The following is a 22,354-nucleotide window of genomic DNA, read 5'->3' on the forward strand; positions in this document are numbered from 1 at the left end:
TGCGACGGAGGGCGCCATGGCGATCCAACACCTGAATCAATTCCGCGTACTGGTCGCTCCCGGCCTGCACAACAGCGGCCCGGAACACTGGCAATCGCGCTGGCAGCGCCTGTACCCCCGCTTCGAGCGGGTAGAGCAGAAACGCTGGAGCGATCCGGTCCTGCTGCGCTGGGCCGACCGCCTGGATGAAGTGCTGGACCAGGACCGCCGTCCGACCCTCATCGTGGCACACAGTTTCGGCTGCCTCACCACTGCATTGAGCCTGTCACGTTCTTCCTCCCCCCACGTGGCGGGCGTGCTGCTGGTGGGGCCTGCCGATCCCGATAAGTTCCAGGTCAGCTCCCTGCTGCCGCGCGGAGAACTGCCTTGCCCGTCGATCATGGTGGCGAGCACCAACGATCCGTGGATGACGATGGAAAAGGCCGAGACCTGGGCGCGCCGCTGGGGCAGCGATTTCGTCAACGCCGGAGCATTGGGACATATCAACGCAGATTCGGGACTGGGCGACTGGCGCTTCGGCCAGCGCCTGCTGCAAGTCCTGGCGCAGCGCGCGAGCAATTTGACAACGGAGAAGAAGAATGAGTTTACGCCTTGGCGATACCGCACCGGACTTCGAACAGGAGTCCAGCATTGGCAGCCTCAAATTTCATGAGTGGGCAGGCGATTCCTGGGTAGTGCTGTTCTCGCATCCAGCCGATTTCACCCCGGTCTGCACCACGGAACTGGGCCTGACCGCCAAGCTGGAACCGGAATTCGACAAGCGCAATGTGAAGGCGATTGCGCTGTCGGTCGACCCGGCCGACAAGCACCGGGAATGGATCAAGGATATTGAAGAAACCCAGCAAACCGTGTCCTCCCGCTCACGGTGCAGGGCCCTGAGGTGATCAGGCAGAAGGACCCGGCAGGGTACAATGCCCCGTGTCCTTATTTGCGCATCCCCCCGCAACCCAACCAATAAAAATTGAATCGCGCGGCCCGCCGCCGGCAGGAAACGATCATCAGGCTCAAGGCCTGCAGGCGGCTAGTGCACGTGCTCTGACAAGCGTCCTTCGGGACGCTTTTTTTCTTTCAGCATTTCGCGCAGGGCTGCAATGTCGTTGCGTGCGCTGACAATGCATTGGGGATTGTTCTTGCCCCCAGGCGGGGCAAATTCGACAGCCGCCAGGATGCTGGCCTGGATCGACGAGAGTTTGTCGAAAGCTGCCAGCGGCAGCCCCGCGTCCTCGAAATCGGCCATCAGGTGTTTGGCGGTGCAGTAGACAGTGGCCTTCTCGAACTTGGTATAGGCCTGCAAGGCCATCTCGGTCAGGTCGCACAAACGGTCGGTCAGCAACAGAGCATCAGTCATCACACTTCCTCCCTTGAATCGCTTGCTGACAATGTAGCACTTGGCTCGGTTCAATGCCAATTGCCTTGGCTCTGTTCCATTCATGCAACGTTATAAGCTTATTCAGTTAGCATAAATGAATGTTTTCTTTGTGAGATCAATCGTGCAAGGTTAGTATTTTTCCGCGGCACATCATAAAAATTGTCAGAGAGATCGGAACATTCATGAAACGCACCCTTATTGCAAGCGCTGTTCTGCTGGCCACATCGCAGGTATATGCACAGACTGCCGCCCCAAATACCGATGAACAACAGACCGTGGTCGTGCTGGGCTCGCGCTCGCCGGCCAAGACCGCGCTCGATACCGCAGCCCCGGTTGGCCTGATCAACGCCAAGGACCTGCAGACCGCCGGCCCACTGGAACTGGGCAAGCTGCTGCAAACACTGGATCCATCGTTCAACTTCTCGACCACCTTCATCAGTGACGGTACCGACATCATCCGCCCTGCGACCCTGCGCTCGCTCGGCCCTGACCAGCTGCTGGTGCTGGTGAACGGCAAGCGCCGCCACCAGCAAGCGCTGGTGAACGTGCAACAGACTATCGGTCGCGGTTCGGCCGGTACCGACATCAACGCCATTCCGCTGTCGGCTATCCACCATATCGAAGTGCTGCGCGATGGCGCGGCTGCGCAATACGGTTCCGACGCGATCGCCGGCGTGATCAACATCGTGCTGAAGTCGAACGTCGACGAGACCGCCCTGAGCGGCCAGGTTGGCACCACCAAGGAAGGCGACGGCGACATGTTCTCCGGCAGTGTGAACCGTGGCTGGTCCCTGGGCGAGAACGGCGGCTTCATCAACCTGTCGGCGGAAGGCCGCCGCCGCAAGGAAACCAACCGCGCCGGCGTTGACTCGCTGCGCGTTGACCCGCCGCGCGTGACCCAGCGCATCGGCGACAGCGATGCCAAGGATGCTTACTTCTGGTGGAATGCGGCCCTGCCAATCGACAAGGCCAGCGAGTTCTACTTCTTTGGCGGCGTGTCCAAGCGCAAGGGCGATTCGGCCGGCTTCTTCCGCTCCAAGGGCGATGACCGCACCGTGCCTGCCGTGTATCCGGAAGGCTTCCTGCCGAACATCCGCACCACGGTGAAAGACCAGTCGTTTGCCTTCGGCTACCGCCGCGACCTGCCAAATGACTGGAAGGCTGACTTGAGCATCAACCACGGCGCCAGTGAACTCGATTTCCACGAAAAGCAGACCATCAACGTCTCCTACTGGTACGAGCCAAAACCAGGTGGCGGCATCTACGCCGATTCGCCGCTGGAAGCCGATACCGGCAAGCTGAAGTTCAACCAGACCACCATCAATGCCGACATCAAAGGTCCGGTCAAGCTGGGCGGCGAAGAAATCTTCCTGGCGGCCGGCTTTGAATACCGCCAGGACAACTACCAGATCGTCGCTGGCGATCCGGTGTCCTATCAGTACGGCCGTACCAACAACCCGGCCATCGCCATCACCAACCAGAACGGCGGCGTAGCTGCATCGGGCACCCAGGGCTTCCCTGGCTACACCCCGGCCACCGCAGTGGATGATGGCCGCCACAACATCGCCCTGTACCTGGATTCGGAATACCATCCGATCAAGGAAGTGATGCTGGGCGGCGCGGTGCGCTACGAGAAGTACTCCGACTTCGGCAGCACCGTGACCGGCAAGCTGAGCACCCGTTGGGACCCGACCAAGGAAATCGGCGTGCGCGCCACTTTGTCGACCGGCTTCCGCGCACCAAGCGTGCAGCAGAAGTTCTACAGCTCGGTGTCAACCAACCTGAACCAGGCTGGCCAGCTGACCGAGACCCTGACCGCACGTGAAGGCAGCGCCGTCACCACCGCGCTGGGCATCAAGCCGCTGAAGGAAGAAACTTCGCGCAGCGGCTCGATCGGCCTGGTGCTGCGTCCAGCGAAGAACATGTCGCTGACCGCCGACCTGTACGAGATCAAGATCAAGGACCGCATCGTGTTCTCGAGCGAGATCTCGCCGGAAGCCGGTGGCGGCCCGATCGCCAACGTGCTGAACCCGCTGGGCGTTGGCCAGGCGCAGTTCTTCACCAACGCGGTGGATACCAAGACCCGCGGCCTGGACATCGTTGCCGACCACACCACCAAGTTCGATGCGTCCACCCTGGTGCTGTCCGCACAGCTGGGCTTCAACAAGACGGAAGTGACCAACCGCCACTCGCCATCGAGCCTGCTGACCGGTGACCAGTTGTTCAACCAGGCGCAGGTGACCCTGATCGAACACGGCCAGCCACGCAAGCACCACGTTGTGGCAGCTGACTACACCTACGGCGCCTGGAATGGCAATGTACGCGCCAACTACTACGGTTCGGTGCAGGGTGAAGGCTTCAGCCCGTTGCAGACCTGGGATGCCAAGTGGATTGTGGACACCAGCCTGCGCTACGGCTTCAGCAAGAAGACCAGCGTTTCGTTCGGCGTCAACAACCTGTTCGACACCTATCCGTCGGAGTGGACCAACGGCGGCGCGTTCCCGAAACTGGGCTTCAAGTATTGCTGGGAAACCTGCCCGTTCGGCATCAACGGCCGTTCGATGTACCTGAAGTTTGATACCGCCTTCTAAGCGGCATCAGAAAGAGAAAGCGCCCTGCCGGGCGCTTTTTTTTATGGCCAGCGTCAGTGGTGCGGGGAGTGTCTGACCTGTGGGTCCGACACTGATCTGCGAACGGCGCTGGCCGAAGTCAGGCGGCGTCGAGCCAGTAGCGGTCGATGTCTTTCAGGCCCCAGCGCTCTGCATCTTCGCGGCCGGCGATGCTGTCCAGCGCGCCGGCGGTCGACAGGTCCAGGCTGAGTGGCGGGATGTAGCTCATCGACTTGGTCGAGTAGAAGATACGCACCAGCGGCTGCAGTAGGGATTTGCTGTTGTCGACCACAACCGCCAGCCGGCCCGACTTCAGTTTCACCAGCGTGCCGACCGGGAAAATGCCGATGCATTTGACGAAGGCGGCAAACAATTGCGGATCGAAATGCCCGCCCTTGGCCCATTCGGCCATGCGGCGCAGCGATTCGGCCGGGCACCAGCCGGCTTTGTACGGCCGGTTGGACGTCACGGCGTCATATACGTCGCAGATCGCGCCCATGCGCGCATGCAGGCTGATCGCATCGCCTTTCAAGCCGTGCGGATAACCGGTGCCGTCGAATTTTTCATGGTGGTGAAGGCAGACATCGAGCGCGATGGGAGGCGCATTGCCGGCAGCAACGAGGATTTCGTAGCCACCCAGCGAGTGCTGCTTGACTGCTTTGAATTCGTCATCGGTGAGCTTGCCCGGTTTGTTCAGGATCGCCAGCGGCACCACGGCCTTGCCGATATCATGCAGCAGGCCGGCCAGGCCGCAGTCGCGCAGTTCGGCGTCGCTCAGCCCAATCTGCTTGCCAAGGGCGACCATCATGGCCGACACGGCTACCGAATGCAGGTAGGTGTAATCGTCGGCCTGTTTCAGGCGCACCAGGCTGACCAGTGCGCCGGGATTGCGGATGACGGACGAGGCGATGTCTTCGACCAGCGGCATCACGGTCTGCACATCCTGCAGGCGGCCCATGCGCACGTCGTCGAACATTTCGCTGATGGCCTGTTTGGACTGCTTCACCAGGCGCGCTGCGTGGTGCAGTTCGTCGACCATGCCGGTCGCTTGCACTTTCTTGAAGCGGAACACTTCGGCGGCCGGCGGCGCCTCGGCGATAGCGGTGGCCGGGGCCGTTTCGGCCTCGCCTGCAACGTCCACGCCCTTGCTCAGGTCGATCTGCAAGTCTTTGACGCCGCAGGTTTTCAGCTTGTGCACCAGCTCGTGGCTATCGACGGCGAACGAGGGCGCCCAGAAAGGGTTATTCAGCCAGGAGCCGCCCAGTGCATGTACATACATGCCTTGGCGAACCTGGTCGATGGTGATTTTCTTAATCATGCTGAAGCGATAAGCTGGACCTGCGGAATTGCCTGCTAAGGATAGCATATTGATAGCCGGCAACATCATCTCCGGACATTGCATAAGCAAATAAGCACTTCGTTGTTTGGATTCTATGCCCAACTGTATACTGTAGCGGATCTTGGAAGGATTTCGCATGGATCTGTCGTTCATCGTTTCTGGTTTCGTCGTGGGCCTGCTCGTCGGTTTGACCGGCGTTGGCGGTGGTTCCCTCATGACGCCTGTCCTGACGCTGATGTTCGGCGTATCTCCCTCGGTGGCAGTGGGTACCGACCTGGCCTTCGCGTCCGTCACCAAGACGGCCGGCACCGCCACCCATCGCCTGCGCGGCACGGTGCGCTGGGACATCGTCCGCCTGCTTTGCTGCGGCGCCTTGCCTGCCGCGCTGGTCGCGACCTATGGCCTCAAGCACTTCGGCGCGCTGAACAAGGAAATCGGCCACCTGATCCGCGTCTGCATCGCCGGCTCAGTCATGCTGACCGTGCTGGCCATCCTGTTCCGCGGCAAGATGCTGGCCTGGATGCTGGCCCACCCTGACCGGCAATTGCAGGGCCGTACGCTGGCCGCCGCCACCATCGTGGCCGGAGCTGTGCTGGGCACCCTGGTCACCATTTCCTCGATCGGCGCAGGCGCCGTTGGCGCGACGCTGCTGGTGCTGATGTATCCACGCCTGACGCCGGCTGAAGTAGCCGGCACCGACATCGCCTATGCCGTGCCGCTGACCGCCATTGCGGCCGCGGGACACTGGTGGCTGGGCTCGATCGACTGGATGCTGTTGCTGACCTTGCTGGTTGGTTCCGTCCCCGGCATCACGCTCGGCTCCTGGTTCGCCAAGTCCATGCCCGAGCGCATCCTGCGCGGCATGCTGGCCACCGTGCTGGTGACCGTCGCCGCCAAGCTGGTGGCATGACTGCCGCTTTGGCATCTAAGCAAATGAAAAATCGTTAGTTTGGTTTATAACGCATGAATGCGAACATGCGCTCCTGTTAGTCGAAAATGTAATAAGGGAGCGAGCATGTCTGCAGTAGCGTTGCCGGCTTCGGCGCCGGCAGGAGAGATCAAGCCCAGGAAGGCGCCGTATCGCGTGATGCCGGGCTTTAAGCTGTCGCTCGGTTTCACCATCCTGTACCTGACCCTGATCGTCCTGATTCCTCTGTCGGCGATCTTCCTCAAGACTTTCACCATGACTTGGGAAGGCTTCTGGGCTGCGGTCACGTCCGAACGCGTCATCGCTTCCTATAAGCTGACGTTCGGCGCTTCCTTCATCGGCGCGCTGTTCAACGTCTTCTTCGGCGGTATCGTGGCCTGGGTGCTGGTGCGCTACAAATTTCCCGGCAAGCGCATCGTCGATGCGCTGGTCGACTTGCCGTTTGCGCTGCCGACCGCCGTTGCCGGCATTACGCTGACCGCGCTGTATTCTTCCAACGGCTGGTTCGGCCGTTATATCGAGGGCGTGTTGGGCATCAAGGTCGCCTTCACTCCGGTGGGGGTAGTGGTGGCCCTGACGTTCATCGGTCTGCCATTCGTGGTGCGCACCGTGCAGCCGGTGCTGGAAGATGCGGAGCGCGAACTGGAGGAAGCGGCAGCCAGCCTTGGCGCATCGGCCTTCCAGACTTTCCGCCGCGTCGTGTTCCCGACCATCCTGCCATCACTGCTGACTGGTTTTGCGCTGGCGTTTGCGCGCGCCACCGGTGAATTTGGTTCGGTGATTTTCATTGCCGGCAATATGCCGCTGGTCTCCGAGATTACCCCGCTGTTCATCATCACCAAGCTGGAACAGTATGACTACGCCGGCGCCACCGCAATTGCCGTGGTGATGCTGGTGGCGTCCTTCATCATGCTGCTCACGATTAACCTGCTGCAGGCCTGGTCGCGCGGGAGGAACGCCAAATGAGCGAATCCGTCACCCCAATCCGCCGCGGTGAACTGCCGCAACGCCATGACGTGCTGGAACCGCGTTGGGTGCGTTACGCCCTGATCGCGGTAGCATTGACTTTCCTGACCCTGTTCCTGTTCGTGCCGCTGGTGGCCGTGTTTACCGAGGCATTGAAAAAAGGCTGGGATGTCTACGCCAACGCCATCGTGGACGAGGATTCGCTTTCCGCCATCAAATTGACCTTGCTGACGGCCGCCATTGCGGTGCCGTTCAACCTGGTGTTCGGCGTTGCCGCATCCTGGGCCATCACGAAATTCGAATTTCGCGGCAAGAGCCTGCTGCTGACGCTGATCGACCTGCCGTTCTCGGTTTCACCGGTTATTTCGGGCCTGATCTACGTGCTGCTGTTCGGCGCCCAAGGCTGGTTCGGGCCCTGGCTGGCGGAGCACAACATCAAGATCCTGTTTGCCGTGCCGGGCATCGTGTTGGCCACGGTGTTCATCACCTTCCCCTTTGTGGCGCGTGAACTGATCCCGTTGATGCAGGCGCAGGGCAGCGAGGAAGAGGAAGCGGCCGTAGTGCTGGGCGCGAACGGCTGGCAGACATTCTTCCGCGTGACGCTGCCGAACATCAAATGGGGCCTGCTGTACGGCGTGATCCTGTGTAACGCCCGCGCCATGGGCGAATTCGGCGCCGTTTCGGTTGTGTCCGGCCATATCCGCGGCGAGACCAACACCATGCCGCTGCAGGTTGAAATCCTCTATAACGAATACAACTTTGCCGCAGCCTTTGCGGTGGCCTCGCTGCTGGCGCTGCTGGCGCTGGTGACCCTGGCAGTGAAGACTTTTATCGAATGGCGTTTGCACGTGAACGCTGAGGAGCATTGACATGACGATCGCAGTCAAGAACATCAACAAGCGTTTCGGCGATTTCGTCGCCCTGGATAATGTGTCGCTCGACTTCCCGCAAGGGGAGCTGACCGCGCTGCTGGGCCCATCGGGCTGCGGCAAGACGACGCTGCTGCGCTGCATCGCCGGCCTGGAGCATCCGGACTCGGGCCAGGTGCTGCTCGATGGCGCCGACGCTTCCGACCGCCATGTGCGCGAGCGCCAGGTCGGCTTCGTGTTCCAGCACTATGCGCTGTTCAAGCATATGACCGTGTTCGAGAACGTGGCCTTTGGCCTGCGCGTCAAGCCGCGCAAGGAGCGTCCCTCCGAAGACCAGATCCGCCGCAAGGTAAAAGAATTGCTGGAGCTGGTGCAGCTGGACTGGCTGGCCGACCGCTATCCGCCGCAGCTGTCGGGCGGCCAACGCCAGCGTATCGCCCTGGCGCGCGCGCTGGCCGTGGAGCCGCGCGTGCTGTTGCTGGACGAGCCGTTCGGCGCGCTGGACGCCAAGGTGCGCAAGGAATTGCGCCGCTGGCTGCGCCGCCTGCACGACGAGCTGCACGTGACCTCCATCTTCGTGACCCACGACCAGGAAGAAGCGCTGGAGGTGGCGGACCGCGTGGTGCTGATGAACAAGGGCCACGTCGAGCAACTTGGCTCGCCGGACGAGGTATACAACCATCCCGCTTCGCCATTCGTGTACGGCTTCCTCGGCAACGTGAACGTGTTCCATGGCCGCGTGCATGAAGGCGTGCTGGCCAGCGACGGCGTGGAATTCGATGTGGAAGGCCATGGCAGCGGCAAGGGAACGGCCTACATCCGTCCGCATGACCTGGAAGTGGAGCGCTATGCCGAAGGCGCGGAAGGCATCGTGGTCAAGCTGCGCCGCGCGCACGCGATCGGCCCGCTGGCCCAGCTCGATCTCGAACGCACCGACAACGCCCAGATCATTGAAGCCACCATTTCCAACGAGCGCTATGTCGCTTTGAACCTGAAAGACGGCGAGACTCTGGTCGTGCGTCCCAAACGCCTGCGAGTCTTCGTTGACGAAGGAGCACACGCATGAATTTCCAGCAGCTGCGCTCCGTGCGCGAAGCCGCACGCCGCAATTACAACCTGACCGAAGTGGCGAACGCGCTGTTCACCTCCCAGCCGGGGGTGAGCCGGCAGATCCGCGAACTGGAGGATGAACTTGGTGTCGTCATTTTCGAACGCAACGGCAAGCGACTGACCGGCCTCACCGAGCCGGGCAAGGGCATCCTGAAAATCGTCGACCGCCTGCTGGTGGAAGCGGAAAACCTGCAGCAGGCCAGCCTGGAGTTTACCGGCCAGAAAAGCGGCACCCTGACGATCGCGGCGACTCACACCCAGGCGCGCTATGCGCTGCCGAAGGCTGTCTCGCATTTCCGCAACGAGTTCCCCGATGTGCGCATCGCCTTGCAGCAAAGTGCGCCTGACCACATCGCCGAATGGGTCTTGTCGGGCAAAGCCGATATCGGCATCGCCACCGAAGGCCTGTCGCAATTCCCGGACCTGGTGTCCTTCCCATGCTACAAGTGGAGCCACCTGGTGGTGGTGCCTGATGGCCACCCGCTGCTGACCAGCTCCCCGATCCGCCTGGAAGACCTGGCCGATTACCCGCTGATCACCTATGACGTCGGCTTCACCGGCCGTGGCCACATCGACGCTGCGTTCGACAAGGCTGGCGTGCGGCCCGATATCGTGCTGACCGCAATGGACTCGGACGTCATCAAGCAGTACGTCACGCTGGGACTGGGTGTCGGCCTGGTGGCCTCGATGGCCTTCGACCATGGCCGCGACAAGGGGCTGCGCGCTATCGAGGCGTCGCACCTGTTCGCGCAGAACACCACACGGCTGGCGCTGCGCAAAGGGGCTTACCTGCGTTCATACGCATTCGAGTTTATCAAGCAGTTTGCGCCCGACCTGAAACGCAGTGAAGTTGAGCAGGCCTTGCAGGGCGCTGCTCCCTTGTAATTACTGGCCCGGGTTGGGCAGGCGGGCGTGGATTGCATCGACCGCCGCCATGACTTCGGGCGACAGGCGTATGCCGAAGGCGTCGATGTTTTCCTGCAGTTGCGCCAGGGTGGTTGCGCCGATGATGGTGGAGGCGACAAACCAGCGCGAGTAGCACCAGGCCAGCGCAAGCTGCGCCGGCGTCATGCCGTTCTCGCGCGCCAGCTTGGCGTATTGCGCCACCGCTTCCAGCACGCCCGGACGCAGGTAGCGCGGGCTCCAGGTTGGCGGGAAGATGGTCAGGCGGCCATGCGCCTTCGGATTGTCGTGATATTTCGCCGTCAGCTGGCCGAAAGCCAGGGGGCTATACGCCATCAGGCTCACTTGCTCGCGGAAGCAGGTCTCGTCCAGGAAGCTGGTTTCGAAATGGCGCGCTGTCAGGTTGTACAGGTTCTGGATGGTGGCGATGCGCGGCAGGCCCTTCATCTCGGATTGCTTGATGAATTCGGAGACGCCCCAGCTGCTCTCGTTGGACACGCCGATGTGGCGGATCTTGCCTTCCTTGATCAATTCACCCAGCACGGCCAGGGTTTCTTCCACGGCGATGCTGTGGCGTTCCTTCTCAGGGTCGAACTGGCTGGCGCCGAAGATCGGGACATTGCGGCTTGGCCAATGCAGCTGGTAAAGATCGATGACATCGGTCTGCAGGCGCTGCAGGCTGGTCTCCACCGCAGCGCGGATGGTGGCCGCATTGTGGTTGCTCTTGCCCTTGCGGATCCAGTGCATGTACGGGTTCGGTCCAGCCACCTTGGTCGCCAGCACCACGTCTGCGCGGCGGCCGGACTTTTTCAGCCAGCTGCCGATAAAGCGCTCGGTGTTACCCTGGGTGTCGGCGGATGGCATCACCGGATACAGCTCCGCGGTATCGATGAAATTGATGCCGCGCTCCAGCGCGTAGTCGAGCTGCGCGTGCGCCTCCGCTTCGGTGTTCTGCTGGCCGAAGGTCATCGTGCCGAGGCAGATCTTGCTGACCTTCAGATCACTGCGGCCCAGGGTAATCTTTTCCATCATTGGCCCCGCAGTGCTTCCGCGCAGTCGCGCACCAGCGCCGGACCGGCGTAAATCAGGCCCGAATACAGCTGCACCAGTTGCGCGCCGGCGTCGATCTTGGCTTTGGCGTCTTTGCCCTGCATGATGCCGCCCACGCCGATGATCGGCAGCTCATTGCCCAGCTCCGCTTTCAGCAGGCGGATCACGTTGTTGGACAGTTCGAACACCGGCGCGCCCGACAGGCCTCCGGCTTCCGCGCCATGCTGCATGCCTTCCACGGCAGTGCGGCTCAGGGTAGTGTTGGTGGCGATCACGCCGTCGATCTTGTGGCGCAGCAGGGCGTCGGCGATGTTCTTCACCTGGTCGCCATCCATGTCCGGCGCGATCTTCAGGGTCATTGGCACGTAGCGCTTGTGCTGGTCGGCCAGGCGCAATTGCGCTTCCTTCAGTTGCGACAGCAGGCCGTCCACTTCCGACGCGCCTTGCAGCTGGCGCAGGTTCTTGGTGTTCGGCGAAGAAATGTTGACGGTGACGTAGCTGGCGTATGGATACACCTTGTCCAGGCAGTGCAGGTAGTCATCCACCGCGCGCTCGATCGGCGTATCGGCGTTCTTGCCGATGTTCAGGCCCAGCACGCCCTCGCGGTTCTGGTAAAAGCGCGACGACTGTACGTTGGCCACGAAGGCGTCCACGCCGCCGTTATTGAAGCCCATGCGGTTGATAATGGCGTGCGCGGCCGGGATGCGGAACATGCGCGGCTTCGGGTTGCCCGGCTGTGCGCGCGGCGTCACAGTGCCCACTTCGATGGAGCCGAAGCCCAGGTCGGCCAGCGCGTCGATGAATGCGCCATCCTTGTCCAGGCCTGCTGCCAGGCCGACCGGATTGCGGAAGGTCAGGCCCATCACGGTGCGCGGATCGTCTTTCGGTCGGCGCACCATGGCGCGCGTCAGGCCCAGGGCGGACAGGCGTTTCAGTGCAGGCAGGGTGAAATGGTGGGCGGATTCCGGGTCCATCGAGAACAGGACGGGGCGGGCGAGGGAGTACAGGAATTTGTCGGACATATGGGCAGCTTTGTTGAATTTTGCAGCATTTTACACTGCCTGCCCGATGCTACTTGCTCGTCAAAAGCCCCCACACGCCCTTGATGCGCGCCTGAAGCGGCTGGAACTTGATCTTGTAATTCATCTTCGGGCTGTCTTCGATCCAGTAGCCCAGGTAGACGAAATCGAGTCCCAGTTCATGCGCCTGGGCGATTTGCCACATCACGTTAAAGGTGCCGAATGAGGCGCCAGGCACATCCGGGTCAAAGAAGGTGTAGACCGACGACAGGCCATCCGACAGCACGTCGATGATGGACACCATGCGCAGCGTTCCATCCGGCTCGCGGAATTCCACCAGCCGCGTATTGACCCGGCTTTGCAGCAGGAATTGCGCATACTGGTCGCGCGAGTCCTGGTCCATGCCGCCGCCCGCATGGCGCGTGCTCTGGTAGCGCAGGTAAAGTTCGTAATGCTCGTCCGAGAACGACAGGCTGGCTACGCCGGCTTCAAGATTGCTGTGGCGCGCCCAGGCACGGCGCTGGCCGCGCGTCGGCTTGAAAGCGCCTGCTTCCACGCGCACCGGTATGCAAGCCTGACACCCATCGCAATATGGACGATAAGTAAAGATGCCGCTGCGGCGGAAGCCGTTCTTCACCAGCTCCGAGTACACGTCAGCGTTGATCAGGTGCGATGGCGTCGCTACTTGCGAGCGGGCCTGCCGCGCGTCCAGGTAGCTGCACGGATAAGGCGCCGTTGTATAAAACTGCAACGTTGCGAAGGGAAGGTCGTTAAGCTGCGTCATGAGTCATATCATAACGCGTCCGGCGCTTAAAACGGTGCGATGGGGCACCAATCGCGTATCTGTGGCATCACAATACATTTTTGCAAGTGTGCGATGAATGCCGCGCGTGGAATGGGCCGGGCGCCGAGCGAGGCCAAGTGGCCGGTCTCCTGCTGGCAATCGATCAATTCCACGCCGTGAAGGCGCAGGAAGTGCACGAGGTAGGCCAGTGCGACTTTGGAGCCGTCGGTGACGCGGGCGAACATCGATTCGCCGTAGAACATGGTGCCGATCGAGACACCGTAGGCGCCGCCGACCAGTTCGCCGTCCAGCCACAGTTCGGAGGAGTGGGCATAGCCCTGGCGGTGCAAGCCGGTGTAACCGGCGATGATGTCTTCCGAAATCCAGGTGCCGGGACCGTCGCGGCGCGGTGCGGCGCAGGCACGCATGACTTGCTCGAAGGCGCTGTCGAAGCGCACTTCCCAGCGGCTGTCGCGGGCAACTTTGCGCAGCGTCTTGCGCAGGCTATCGGAAATCTTGAAGTCGGCCGTGCGCAAGACCATGCGCGGATCAGTGCTCCACCAGAGGATGGGCTGGCCTTCCGAAAACCAGGGGAAAATGCCGCGCTGGTAAGCAGCCAGCAGCCGCTTGGGCGACAAATCCGCGCCGGCGGCCAGCAAGCCCGGCGCGTCCGTGGTCAAGGCTTCGGAGACGTCGGGAAAGGGCGTATTGACGTCAAGCCAAGGGATCATTTGTCGGTCGGCTGGCGCATTGGCTGCGTGATGTCCTGGGTGTGGAAGCCGTAGCCGCCGCCTTCGCGCATCTTGTTGCGGTCGGCGAAGAAGAATTCCAGCGTGGTGCGAATGGTGGGGAAGGCCAGGTCTTCCCATGGGATTTGCGCTTCCGTGAACATCTGCACGTCCAGGCTTTCCTCGCCCGGCGCGAATTCCAGGTCGCGCAGGGTGGCCAGATAGAACATGTGCACCTGATGCACGCGGGGCACATTGAGCAGCGTATACAGCGGGCCCAGTTCGATGTTGGCGCCAGCTTCCTCTTCCGTTTCGCGCTGGGCGGCTTCGGCAGTGGTTTCGTTGTTTTCCATGAAACCGGCGGGCAGGGTCCAGAAACCGCGGCGCGGCTCGATGGCACGTTTGCAGAGCAAGACCTGCAACTCGCCGTCGCGTTCCCAGACCGGCAGCGTACCGATCACCATCTTGGGATTCTGATAATGGATTGCTGAACAGTTGACACAAACGTAACGCGGCCGGTTATCACCGGCCGGAACCATCAACTCAACAGGGTGGGCGCATTCTGAGCAAAATTTCATAGCGTTACTTTACACCGAACGGGCCGCTGCCGGGATGCGGCGAAATATATTCGAGCTATCGCAAAAAGGACGGGGATAAATATTGCCTAAAGTGGCGGGAGGCCCTATAATACTCGCATCAGACGCGGGGTGGAGCAGTCTGGCAGCTCGTCGGGCTCATAACCCGAAGGTCACAGGTTCAAATCCTGTCCCCGCAACCAGAATTCTGAAGAAACCGTCATCAGCTTCGTGCGATGACGGTTTTTTTTCGTCTTTACGCCTCACCGTGCGCCTTGCGCAGGAAATCCAGCAACTCATCGCTCATCAAGCGGCCTTCCTTCAGCTCAGGTTCGCTGTCGAGCGCTTGGCGGAAGCGCTGCCGCACGCCTGGCGCGTTGCCCACCATGTCGGTGAACAGTTCGAACCAGCGTAGCGCGAGGGCGCGCGCTTCAGGTGCGTGCGGCGATGGATTGGCGCTCATCTGCTCACGGATTTCGCCGATCAGGGCAGGCCACTCGTGGGAGCGGGCGTACACGTGCTTGCGCATGGTCGCGATTTCTTCCGGCAGCAGGTATTTTGCGTAGAGCGCCAGTTTCTTTTCGCCGCCGGCGGCCGCGATGTAGTTGCGCATCTCGAAGGTAACGCCTCCCTCTTTGCGGTACGCCTCTTCGCGCGACCACATATTGCTCACGCGTTGCATCAGATCGACGTTGTTGCTGGTGTGGCGGCGGAACGTTGCCATCCATTGTTCCGCCAGTTGCTGGACCGATGGGTCGGACGGCGGGACGCCTGCTTCCATGTTCTGCCTTACCGCCTCGACCAGTGGCGGCCATTCGTCGCGGGCGGTCGGATCGGTCAAAATCGGCAGTTGCGCCAGTTCTTCCTTGGTAAAGTATTTGTCGTACACGGTCATTTGCTCCAGTGTGGTTAGCCAGGTAGCCAGTTCCGGTTCCTCGCCTGCCAGCAGTTGCCCACGCAGGACCGTCAGCTGCTCGCGCAGTTTAGCGGCCTCCGTGATCTGCTGATCGAGCGCATCGATCTGGCGCGCAATCAGGTCGGGCAGGGAAGTATCGGGTTTGGCCAGGAAGTGACCGATATCGGCCAGCGCCATGCCGAAACGGCGCAGGGCCTGAACCTGGTGCAGGCGCGCCACGTCGTCGCGGTTGTAGAGGCGATAGCCGGCATCGGAACGTCCCGATGGCTTGAGCAAGCCGATGCTGTCGTAATGGTGCAGGGTCCGCACGGTCAGGCCGGAACGGCGCGCCAGTTCACCCACTTTCAACATCATCTTTTCGCTCCTTGTCATCGTTACGTTACCGACATGCTGGAGCCTGACGTTAGGTGAGGGTCAAGCGCTTTCGTTGGGGCGGTCGGCGAGGCTGGCCCACAGGTGGGCAGCCGCCATTGTGCGGTGTGGTTGCCATCGCTGCAAGATCTGCTCGGTACGCGCCATATCGGGCTTGCTCTCTTCGCCCAGCAGGCGTTGCAGGGCGGCGCGGATCGCCACATCGCCATGCAGGGAACAGTCGGCATAGCCGTAGCCGCGCAGCAGCGCGTAATTGACGGTCCAGGGGCCGATGCCTTTAACCGCCAGCAGGTTTTTGCAGATGGCCGGGATAGGGTTGTCCGCGCGTTCCTCGATATCGAGTTCCCCGGCGGCGACCAGCTGGGCGCAGCGGATCAGGGTTTCGGCCTTGGCACGCGAGAACTTGCGGGTAGTGAGGTCTTCGACCGTGAGCTTGGCGACATCGGCCGCTTCCGGATAACACCACAAGCCATCCTTGTGCTGGCGGCCGGCCTGCAGGATGAAAGTGCGGCGCAGCGCGATGGCGAAGGAAAGGTTGATCTGCTGGCCGATGATGGCCCAGGTCAGGGCCTCGAACACGGTGGCCGACTGCACGATGCGCAGGCCAGGCTGGCGCACAACCAGGGGGCCGAGCAGGGCGTCTTCGCGCGCGAAGGCCACGAAAGGCGCCGGATCGATATGCAGGCCAAGGATATTGCGGGCGGCAGCCTCGATCAGTGCCGCCAGCGCTGGAGGCACCTTTCGTGCGCGCGGCAGCTCGGCGTCGGCTTCGCACGCCACTGAACGCGCGCGGCCCTTGGGCAGTGCAACGCTCAGCACGACAGGCACGCCGCCCAGCAGCATGCCTTTGCGGATGGCTTCCGGGCTGACTTGCTCGGCGACGCTTTCGGCATCGCGGCTATGGAAGGCCAGCACATCCTGCACCCGGTAGCCGGTGGGCAAGGCGAGTGAAAAGCGATGTTTCATGCGGCTTCAGTGTTTTGCATCCAGGGCAGTTTGATCTTGTAACCGGTAACCAGCATGGTGCCCGTGATAACGATTGCCGCGCCGGCGACGGTGTACCAGCCTACGACTTCATGCAGGAACAGCGTACCCCACAGGATGCCGAACAATGGATTGAGGAAGGTAACGGTCAGCGCCGAAGTCGCCCCCACATCACGCACCAGGCCGAAATACAGCAGGTAAGCGATGCCGCTGCACAGAACGCCCAGCGCCAGGGCCGCGCCCATGATGCCAACGGTCGGCTCGCCCGGCTGCGGGAAGATTGCCAGTGCAGGAATGGTCAGCAAAGCCGCCGCCCACATGCTGCCGTGGGCATTGGCAAACGGCTCCACGCCCTGAGCCGACTTGGCTACCTTGGTGTAGGTCGTCGCGATGCTGTAGCTGAATGCCGCCAGCGTAGCGGCAGCGATGGCAAGTCCAGCACCCTCCTTGCTGCTGACGTGGTCAAAACCCACCAGCATGGCGACACCCGCCGTGCCAAGCGCCAGGCCAAGCATGACGCGCCTGGAAACCATATGCCGATGCCACACCGCCCCCACGATCGCGCCCCAGATCGGCGCAGTCGCATTTAGCACCGACAGCACCGAGGCAGTCAGCGTCTTGGCCGCAAAGGCAAACAGCAGGAAAGGCAGCGCCGAGTTAAAGAAACCGAGGATCAAATAATGCCGCCAATGCTTGCCCAGATCGAGCCGCTTGCGCAGCACCAAGCCCACAACGGCCAGGAAGATCGCCGCAAACGTCACGCGATACTCAATCAGCACCCCCGGCCCCAGGACCGGCGCCGCGATACGCATGAAGAGAAAAGAGCTGCCCCAAATAGCAGCCAGAAAAACAAGTTTGAGTAAATTTGAAGTATTCATACGGTTCAGTTCGTGTCCTACCATGGGGTCACACCCGTTTCGGGACACGTTCTCATCTGTGTTGCTGCTGGGCTCGTGTCCCATTTCGGGTGTGACCCCATGGTGGGACACGGGCGGGGCTGTGGCAAGCTGGTTCTTGCTTTTGAATTCGGGCGTTCACGTTGAGCAGGCGGCGCTTGGTGGTGACGCCAGGGCGGTGGCGTGGTTGATTTGCAGCACTTCGGGGACGCCGTTCTTGATCGCGGTCATTTCGGCCAGGATCGAGATGGCGATTTCGGGCGGGGTCTTGCTGCCGATGTACAGGCCGATGGGGCCGTGCAGGCGGGCAACTTGCTGCTCTGTGAGTTCGAACTGCAGCAGGCGCTCGCGCCGCTTGGCGTTGTTGGCGCGCGAGCCGATGGCGCCGATGTAGAAGGCGTCCGTTTTCAGCGCTTCCATCAGGGCCATGTCGTCCAGCTTGGGATCATGGGTCAATGCGACCACGGCGCTGCGCGAGTCGAGCTGCATTTCCAGCACCAGGTCATCGGGCATGGCGTGCACCAGCGGCACGTCGGGCAGGGGCCAGCCTGCCCGGTATTCTTCGCGCGGGTCGCAGACGGTGACGTGGTAATCCATGGCGCTGGCAATCTGCGCCAGCATGCGCGAGAGCTGGCCGGCGCCGATGATCAGCAGCCGCCAGCGCGGGCCGTGCTGCGTGACCAGCAGGTTGCCGTTGCGTTCCAGCACTGCACCGGGGCGGGCGCGTTCCAGGGTGACGGTGCCATTACCCAGGTCGAGGGTGCGCGCCACCAGTTCATGCGCTGCCAGCCGTTCGAGCAGTTCGTCGATGCGGCTGTGCGGGCCAAGCGGTTCCAGTGCCAGTTCGATGGTGCCGCCGCAGGGCAGGCCGAAGCGGTGGGCCTCGTCGGCGCTGATGCCGTAGCTGACCACTTCGGGCAGCTGGCGCTGGATGCCTTCCTTGCGTACGCGTTCGATCAGGTCGTCTTCGATGCAGCCGCCGGAGACCGAACCAACCACGCGCCCGTCTTCGCAAATGGCCAGGGTGGCGCCGATCGGCCGCGGGCTGGAACCCCAGGTCCGGATCACGGTGACCAACTGGCAGCGCTGTCCCGCGGCGAGCCAGGCGGAGCAAGTCTTGAGCACTTCGAGGTCGATGCTATCCATGCACCGAACTATAGCAAGGGTCAGCGCTTTTTGCAGACGGCCTTCATGGCCTTGTCGGCCAGGCTGCCAGGTGCGACTGTTTCGGGGTCGTAGGCTTCGTATTTGAAGGTGCCCACCGCTTCGCCCTTGCCCAGCACTTCGGGGTGGAAGGTCTGGCTCAGCGGTGTCCGGGTGCCGGCGTCGCAGGCGTAAAGATGCAGCGAGCGTACCGAAAGATACATTTTGCCGTCCGGCGCGGTCTGCGGTTTGCGGAAGGATTCCATGGTCAGGGCCTTGCGGCCATCGGGACCGCTGCGCACCGACTTTTTGTCGAGCAGGAGGATGCTGTCCTTATCCCTTGCGATGGTAGTCCAGGGCCCCGCCAGCGCCACACCGGGCGCCAGGGCGAGGATCAGGACTGCAGGTTTCATGGCAGGAGAGGGCGCTTGGAGGCCTGTTTGGCCTTGATTTCCGAGACGGTGCGGTCCATCGCCGCCAGGCGCGCTGAAACGCTTGGGTGGATCGCCGTGTAGCCATTCAGCACGGTAGCCGGATACTGGCCGGACAGCCGCTGCCAGAAGCCGTGCGCATTGGAGATGTTGTAGCCGGCGCGTGCCAGCATGTACAGCGCCAGGTTGTCGGCGGCCACGTCGTAATCGGCTGGCATCGGACGTACCCCGGCGCTGCCCACCAGCATGGTCAGGTCGGGACGCACGGAGGCCAGGTTGTCGATGATGCTGGACATGGTGGCGGTGCTGCGCATCTGCACTGTGTGGCCAAGGATGTTATGCGCCAGCTCCTTCGCCATCACGTAGGCGATCGCTTCGTCGTTCTGCGCGAAGTTGATCATGCCGCGCGTGAGCAGCACTCGCCCGCCGTCGTTGTAGGCGTTCACGTTGTCCGAGTTGCCGAGGTCCACGCGGAAGGCGCAGGCGCGCGTCACCGGCACATTCAGCGTCTGGTTGCTGCCGTTGCGGGCAACGGTCATGTTCAGCATGGCGCTGTTGGCGGTCAGCGGGCCGAATACTGCGGCGGCCTTGCTCTCCGCGTCGCGTCCTTTCGGCAAGGGCTTGCCGCCAGCTGCGACCAGGTCGTCGCCCTTGCGCAAGCCGGCTTTCGCGGCGCCGCTGCCAGCCAGTACGCCGGAAACCTGCAGCACATCGTCGTAGCCTAATACGGCGGCCGAAGCATCGCCATATTCGCCTGGATAGGAGTATTTGTTCTTGGCGGTGAAGCCAAGAATGTTGCGCGCCTGCGCCTTGCACAAGTCAGCGTTATTGATCAGCAGCGGGGCGGCGACGCGGTACAGTCGTTCCTGCAAACCGGCGATCTGCTTGAGGTGTTCGCGCGCGGCCTGCATCTGCGGCGTGACGACTGGCGCTGCCGGCGCCGAAGGCTGGATCGGTTCGGCCGGAGCGGCATGTTCGCTGCCGGACTGGAAGGTGGAACAGGCAGAGAGCAAGAGCGAGGCGGCGATTGCCGGCCAGGCGAGCCGGCGAACCGGCAAACGGTATTGATCGAGTTGCTCTACTGCCATATTTTTTTCCTCAGTGCTTGCCTGTGCTGCCGAAACCTCCGGCGCCGCGGTCGCTGGCCTCGAAGTCATCGACAACATTAAAGCCAACCTGCAGCACGGGCACGATGATCAATTGCGCCAGGCGCTCCATTGGATTCAGCGTAAACGTGTTGAAGCCCCGGTTCCAGGTAGACACCATCAGTTGTCCCTGGTAATCGGAGTCAATCAAGCCTACCAGATTCCCCAAAACAATGCCGTTCTTGTGGCCCATGCCGGAACGGGGCAGGATCATGGCAGCGTAGCCAGGATCGGCGATGTGGATGGCGAGGCCGGTCGGCACCAGCACGGTCTGTCCAGGCTCGATCACGATCGGCGCGTCGATGCAGGCGCGCAGGTCGAGGCCCGCGCTGCCTGGCGTTGCATAGGCCGGCATCTGGTCTTTCATGCGCGGGTCGAGGATTTTGACGTCTACAGTTTTCATTGGAATAGCGAGTTATTGTCGATGCGCTTGGCGATCTCGGAAATCAGCTGGCGCGCCAGCGTGAGCTTGTCGGCGCGCGGCAGGATGGTGTGTCCGTTTTCGTCAAACAGGATGATGGTGTTGTCGTCCTGGCCGAAGGTGTTGTGGCCGATATTGCCGACCAGGAGGGGGATGCCCTTGCGTTCGCGCTTGGATGCGCCGAACTCGATCAGGTTCTCCGATTCGGCGGCAAAGCCTACGCAGTAAGGCCAGCCTGCCAGGCTGGTGCGGGTCGCGACGCTGGCCAGGATATCGGGGTTCTGTTCGAACTTCAGTTCCGGCATGCTGCCGTCGCCGGTCTTCTTGACCTTCTGTTCGCTGGGATTGCTCACCTTCCAGTCGGCCACGGCGGCCACGGAGATGAACACGTGCTGGCCGCCGATATGGTCCATCACGGAGTCGAACATCTGCTGCGCGCTCTTGACGTTGTGGCGGTCGACGCCGTACGGGGTGGCCAGTGCGACCGGACCGGAAACCAGGGTCACTTCGGCGCCGGCTTCACGCGCAGCGCGCGCGACGGCATAGCCCATCTTGCCCGAAGAGAGGTTGGTGATGCCGCGCACCGGGTCGATGGCTTCAAAGGTCGGGCCGGCAGTGATGAGAATGCGTTTGCCTGCCAGGACTTTCGGCTGGAAGGCGGCGATCATTTCGGCCAGCAGCTGTTCCGGCTCGAGCATGCGGCCCAGGCCAACTTCGCCGCACGCCTGGTCGCCGGCGGCCGGGCCGAACACCGTGATGCCGTCGGCGCGCACCTGGTCGACATTGCGCTGGGTGGCCGGATTGGACCACATCTCCACGTTCATGGCGGGAGCGATCAGCAGCGGGACCCGGCTCGGGCGGGCCAGGCACATGGTCGACAGCAGGTCGTCGCACACGCCGTGCGCCAGTTTGTAGATGAAGTCTGCGGAGCAGGGCGCGATCAGGATGGCGTCGGCGTCGCGGGTGACGTCGATGTGGGCCATATTGTTATTCACGCGCGGATCCCACTGGCTGCTGAACACCGGCTTGCCGGACAGCGCCTGCATCGTCACCGGAGTGATGAAGTGGGTGGCGGCGTCGGTCATCACGACCTGCACGGAAGCGCCTTCCTTCGTCAGCGCACGGCACAGCTCAGCGGCCTTGTAGCAGGCGACGCCGCCGGAGAGGCCGAGGACGATTTTCTTGCCAGTCAGTTCCATGATGCTGCTCCTACTTGTTCACGCGGCGCAGTTCGTCCAGTACGAACAGTGCGGCGCCAATGCAGATGGCGGAATCGGCGATGTTAAAGGCCGGGAAGTGGCCAAAAGCTTGCCAGTGGAAGTCGAGGAAGTCGACCACATGGCCGTAGGCGATGCGGTCGATCACGTTGCCAAGCGCGCCGCCCAGGATCAGGGCCAGGGCCCAGCAGAACATGCGCTGGCCGCTATTGCGTTTCAGGAGATAGATGATGTACAGCGCGGCGCCGATGCCGATGGCGGTGAACATGTGGCGCTGCCAGCCGCCTGCTTTGTCCAGGAAGCTGAAGGCTGCGCCGTAGTTGTAGGCAAGCACCAGGTTGAAGAAGCTGGTGATGACTTTTTCTTCGCCAAGCGCGAACAGCCTGGTGATGGTGATTTTGCTGAGCTGGTCGAGCAGGATGACGATGAAGGCGATGCCCAGCCATGGAGCCATGCTGCCGGTTGAGGGTTTGCTGCTGAAGGTCTTTTTGGTGGCCATATTGAGCTTTTTCGTTTGCTTGCCAAACCCGGTAAACCTGGGTCAGACCCAAGGGTCTGACCCTGTTACGCGGCGGTCGCA

At 62.1% G+C, this 22,354-nt stretch carries 23 protein-coding genes, 1 tRNA gene and 1 pseudogene; 9 read left to right on the forward strand and 16 right to left on the reverse strand.

Annotation, left to right across the window (positions count from 1 at the left end; all coding sequences use genetic code 11):
- The first annotated feature begins 16 nt into the window (after positions 1–16).
- Together GM658_RS10175 and GM658_RS10180 are read left to right on the forward strand one after the other, a co-directional pair.
- Positions 17–652, forward strand: coding sequence for an RBBP9/YdeN family alpha/beta hydrolase (locus tag GM658_RS10175; protein WP_155453916.1), 636 nt, complete (start codon positions 17–19; stop codon positions 650–652).
- Positions 579–851, forward strand: a pseudogene (locus GM658_RS10180) (redoxin domain-containing protein); the annotation flags it as partial. The gene GM658_RS10175 and the pseudogene GM658_RS10180, both read left to right, overlap by 74 nt.
- Positions 852–1,021: 170 nt before the next feature.
- On the opposite strand, the gene GM658_RS10185 reads toward GM658_RS10180, so the two are convergent.
- Positions 1,022–1,348 carry a hypothetical protein gene (locus tag GM658_RS10185; RefSeq protein ID WP_155453918.1) on the reverse strand — a complete coding sequence of 109 codons (327 nt, stop codon included), beginning with the start codon at positions 1,346–1,348 and terminating at the stop codon, positions 1,022–1,024.
- A gap of 203 nt (positions 1,349–1,551) precedes the next feature.
- Here GM658_RS10185 and GM658_RS10190 point away from each other — a divergent pair, with 203 nt between their 5' ends.
- Positions 1,552–3,960 carry a TonB-dependent receptor plug domain-containing protein gene (locus GM658_RS10190; protein ID WP_155453920.1) on the forward strand — a complete coding sequence of 803 codons (2,409 nt, stop codon included), beginning with the start codon at positions 1,552–1,554 and terminating at the stop codon, positions 3,958–3,960.
- 118 nt (positions 3,961–4,078) lie between these two features.
- Here the strand turns inward: GM658_RS10190 and GM658_RS10195 are convergent, their stop codons facing one another.
- A complete protein-coding gene (locus GM658_RS10195; RefSeq protein WP_155453921.1) occupies positions 4,079–5,296 on the reverse strand; it encodes an HD-GYP domain-containing protein in 1,218 nt (405 codons plus the stop codon).
- Positions 5,297–5,453: 157 nt separating this feature from the next.
- Between GM658_RS10195 and GM658_RS10200 the strand changes: the two genes are divergently transcribed.
- From GM658_RS10200 to GM658_RS10220, 5 genes are all read left to right on the forward strand, one after another.
- Positions 5,454–6,227 carry a sulfite exporter TauE/SafE family protein gene (locus GM658_RS10200; RefSeq protein WP_155453923.1) on the forward strand — a complete coding sequence of 258 codons (774 nt, stop codon included), beginning with the start codon at positions 5,454–5,456 and terminating at the stop codon, positions 6,225–6,227.
- Positions 6,228–6,332: 105 nt separating this feature from the next.
- Complete coding sequence (gene cysT, locus GM658_RS10205; protein WP_155453925.1) at positions 6,333–7,211, forward strand: sulfate ABC transporter permease subunit CysT; 879 nt, start codon at positions 6,333–6,335, stop codon at positions 7,209–7,211.
- A complete protein-coding gene (gene cysW / locus GM658_RS10210; RefSeq protein ID WP_155453927.1) occupies positions 7,208–8,080 on the forward strand; it encodes a sulfate ABC transporter permease subunit CysW in 873 nt (290 codons plus the stop codon). Before cysT ends, cysW begins: the two co-directional genes overlap by 4 nt.
- Before the next feature lies 1 nt (position 8,081).
- On the forward strand, positions 8,082–9,146 hold the full coding sequence (locus GM658_RS10215; protein ID WP_155453929.1) for a sulfate/molybdate ABC transporter ATP-binding protein: 1,065 nt from the start codon (positions 8,082–8,084) through the stop codon (positions 9,144–9,146).
- Entirely contained in the window at positions 9,143–10,075 is a 933-nt protein-coding gene (locus tag GM658_RS10220; protein WP_155453931.1) for a CysB family HTH-type transcriptional regulator, read from the forward strand. Before GM658_RS10215 ends, GM658_RS10220 begins: the two co-directional genes overlap by 4 nt.
- Here the strand turns inward: GM658_RS10220 and GM658_RS10225 are convergent, their stop codons facing one another.
- The 5 genes from GM658_RS10225 to GM658_RS10245 are packed head-to-tail and all read right to left on the reverse strand — an operon-like array spanning position 10,076 to position 14,252.
- Positions 10,076–11,122 carry an aldo/keto reductase gene (locus tag GM658_RS10225; RefSeq protein ID WP_155454045.1) on the reverse strand — a complete coding sequence of 349 codons (1,047 nt, stop codon included), beginning with the start codon at positions 11,120–11,122 and terminating at the stop codon, positions 10,076–10,078. It abuts the gene before it with no gap.
- A complete protein-coding gene (locus GM658_RS10230; protein ID WP_155453933.1) occupies positions 11,122–12,165 on the reverse strand; it encodes a quinone-dependent dihydroorotate dehydrogenase in 1,044 nt (347 codons plus the stop codon). Before GM658_RS10230 ends, GM658_RS10225 begins: the two co-directional genes overlap by 1 nt.
- 49 nt (positions 12,166–12,214) lie before the next feature.
- Complete coding sequence (locus tag GM658_RS10235; RefSeq protein WP_155453935.1) at positions 12,215–12,946, reverse strand: arginyltransferase; 732 nt, start codon at positions 12,944–12,946, stop codon at positions 12,215–12,217.
- Between the two features lie 26 nt (positions 12,947–12,972).
- The gene (aat, locus tag GM658_RS10240) at positions 12,973–13,677 is read right to left on the reverse strand and encodes a leucyl/phenylalanyl-tRNA--protein transferase (protein WP_155453937.1); all 705 of its coding nucleotides are present in this window, start codon (positions 13,675–13,677) and stop codon (positions 12,973–12,975) included.
- Positions 13,674–14,252 carry an NUDIX hydrolase gene (locus GM658_RS10245; RefSeq protein WP_155453939.1) on the reverse strand — a complete coding sequence of 193 codons (579 nt, stop codon included), beginning with the start codon at positions 14,250–14,252 and terminating at the stop codon, positions 13,674–13,676. The genes aat and GM658_RS10245 overlap by 4 nt, the downstream gene beginning before the upstream one ends.
- Before the next feature lie 123 nt (positions 14,253–14,375).
- Here GM658_RS10245 and GM658_RS10250 point away from each other — a divergent pair.
- Positions 14,376–14,452: transfer RNA gene (locus GM658_RS10250), tRNA-Met, on the forward strand.
- Between the two features lie 53 nt (positions 14,453–14,505).
- On the opposite strand, the gene GM658_RS10255 is transcribed toward GM658_RS10250, so the two are convergent.
- The 9 genes from GM658_RS10255 to lspA all read right to left on the reverse strand — a co-directional run bounded on the left by GM658_RS10255 (position 14,506) and on the right by lspA (position 22,273).
- Complete coding sequence (locus GM658_RS10255; protein WP_155453941.1) at positions 14,506–15,519, reverse strand: MerR family transcriptional regulator; 1,014 nt, start codon at positions 15,517–15,519, stop codon at positions 14,506–14,508.
- Between the two features lie 60 nt (positions 15,520–15,579).
- Entirely contained in the window at positions 15,580–16,503 is a 924-nt protein-coding gene (locus tag GM658_RS10260; protein WP_155453942.1) for a DNA-3-methyladenine glycosylase 2, read from the reverse strand.
- Positions 16,500–17,399 (reverse strand): DMT family transporter, encoded by a 900-nt coding sequence (locus GM658_RS10265; RefSeq protein ID WP_155453943.1) that lies wholly within the window; start codon positions 17,397–17,399, stop codon positions 16,500–16,502. Before GM658_RS10265 ends, GM658_RS10260 begins: the two co-directional genes overlap by 4 nt.
- Positions 17,400–17,555: 156 nt before the next feature.
- Positions 17,556–18,563 carry an XdhC family protein gene (locus GM658_RS10270; protein WP_155453944.1) on the reverse strand — a complete coding sequence of 336 codons (1,008 nt, stop codon included), beginning with the start codon at positions 18,561–18,563 and terminating at the stop codon, positions 17,556–17,558.
- A gap of 20 nt (positions 18,564–18,583) precedes the next feature.
- A complete protein-coding gene (locus GM658_RS10275; protein ID WP_155453945.1) occupies positions 18,584–18,973 on the reverse strand; it encodes a surface-adhesin E family protein in 390 nt (129 codons plus the stop codon).
- On the reverse strand, positions 18,970–20,079 hold the full coding sequence (locus tag GM658_RS10280) for a M48 family metallopeptidase (RefSeq protein ID WP_155453946.1): 1,110 nt from the start codon (positions 20,077–20,079) through the stop codon (positions 18,970–18,972). The genes GM658_RS10275 and GM658_RS10280 overlap by 4 nt, the downstream gene beginning before the upstream one ends.
- A 10-nt stretch (positions 20,080–20,089) precedes the next feature.
- Positions 20,090–20,539: a dUTP diphosphatase gene (dut, locus tag GM658_RS10285; protein ID WP_155453947.1), complete on the reverse strand. Its 450-nt coding sequence runs from the start codon at positions 20,537–20,539 to the stop codon at positions 20,090–20,092.
- Positions 20,536–21,756: a bifunctional phosphopantothenoylcysteine decarboxylase/phosphopantothenate--cysteine ligase CoaBC gene (gene coaBC, locus GM658_RS10290; RefSeq protein ID WP_155453948.1), complete on the reverse strand. Its 1,221-nt coding sequence runs from the start codon at positions 21,754–21,756 to the stop codon at positions 20,536–20,538. Before coaBC ends, dut begins: the two co-directional genes overlap by 4 nt.
- A 10-nt stretch (positions 21,757–21,766) precedes the next feature.
- A complete protein-coding gene (gene lspA / locus GM658_RS10295) occupies positions 21,767–22,273 on the reverse strand; it encodes a signal peptidase II (protein ID WP_155453949.1) in 507 nt (168 codons plus the stop codon).
- Positions 22,274–22,354 lie beyond the last annotated feature (81 nt).

It is taken from the genome of Massilia eburnea (assembly GCF_009720745.1).
Classification (GTDB): domain Bacteria; phylum Pseudomonadota; class Gammaproteobacteria; order Burkholderiales; family Burkholderiaceae_D; genus Rugamonas; species Rugamonas eburnea.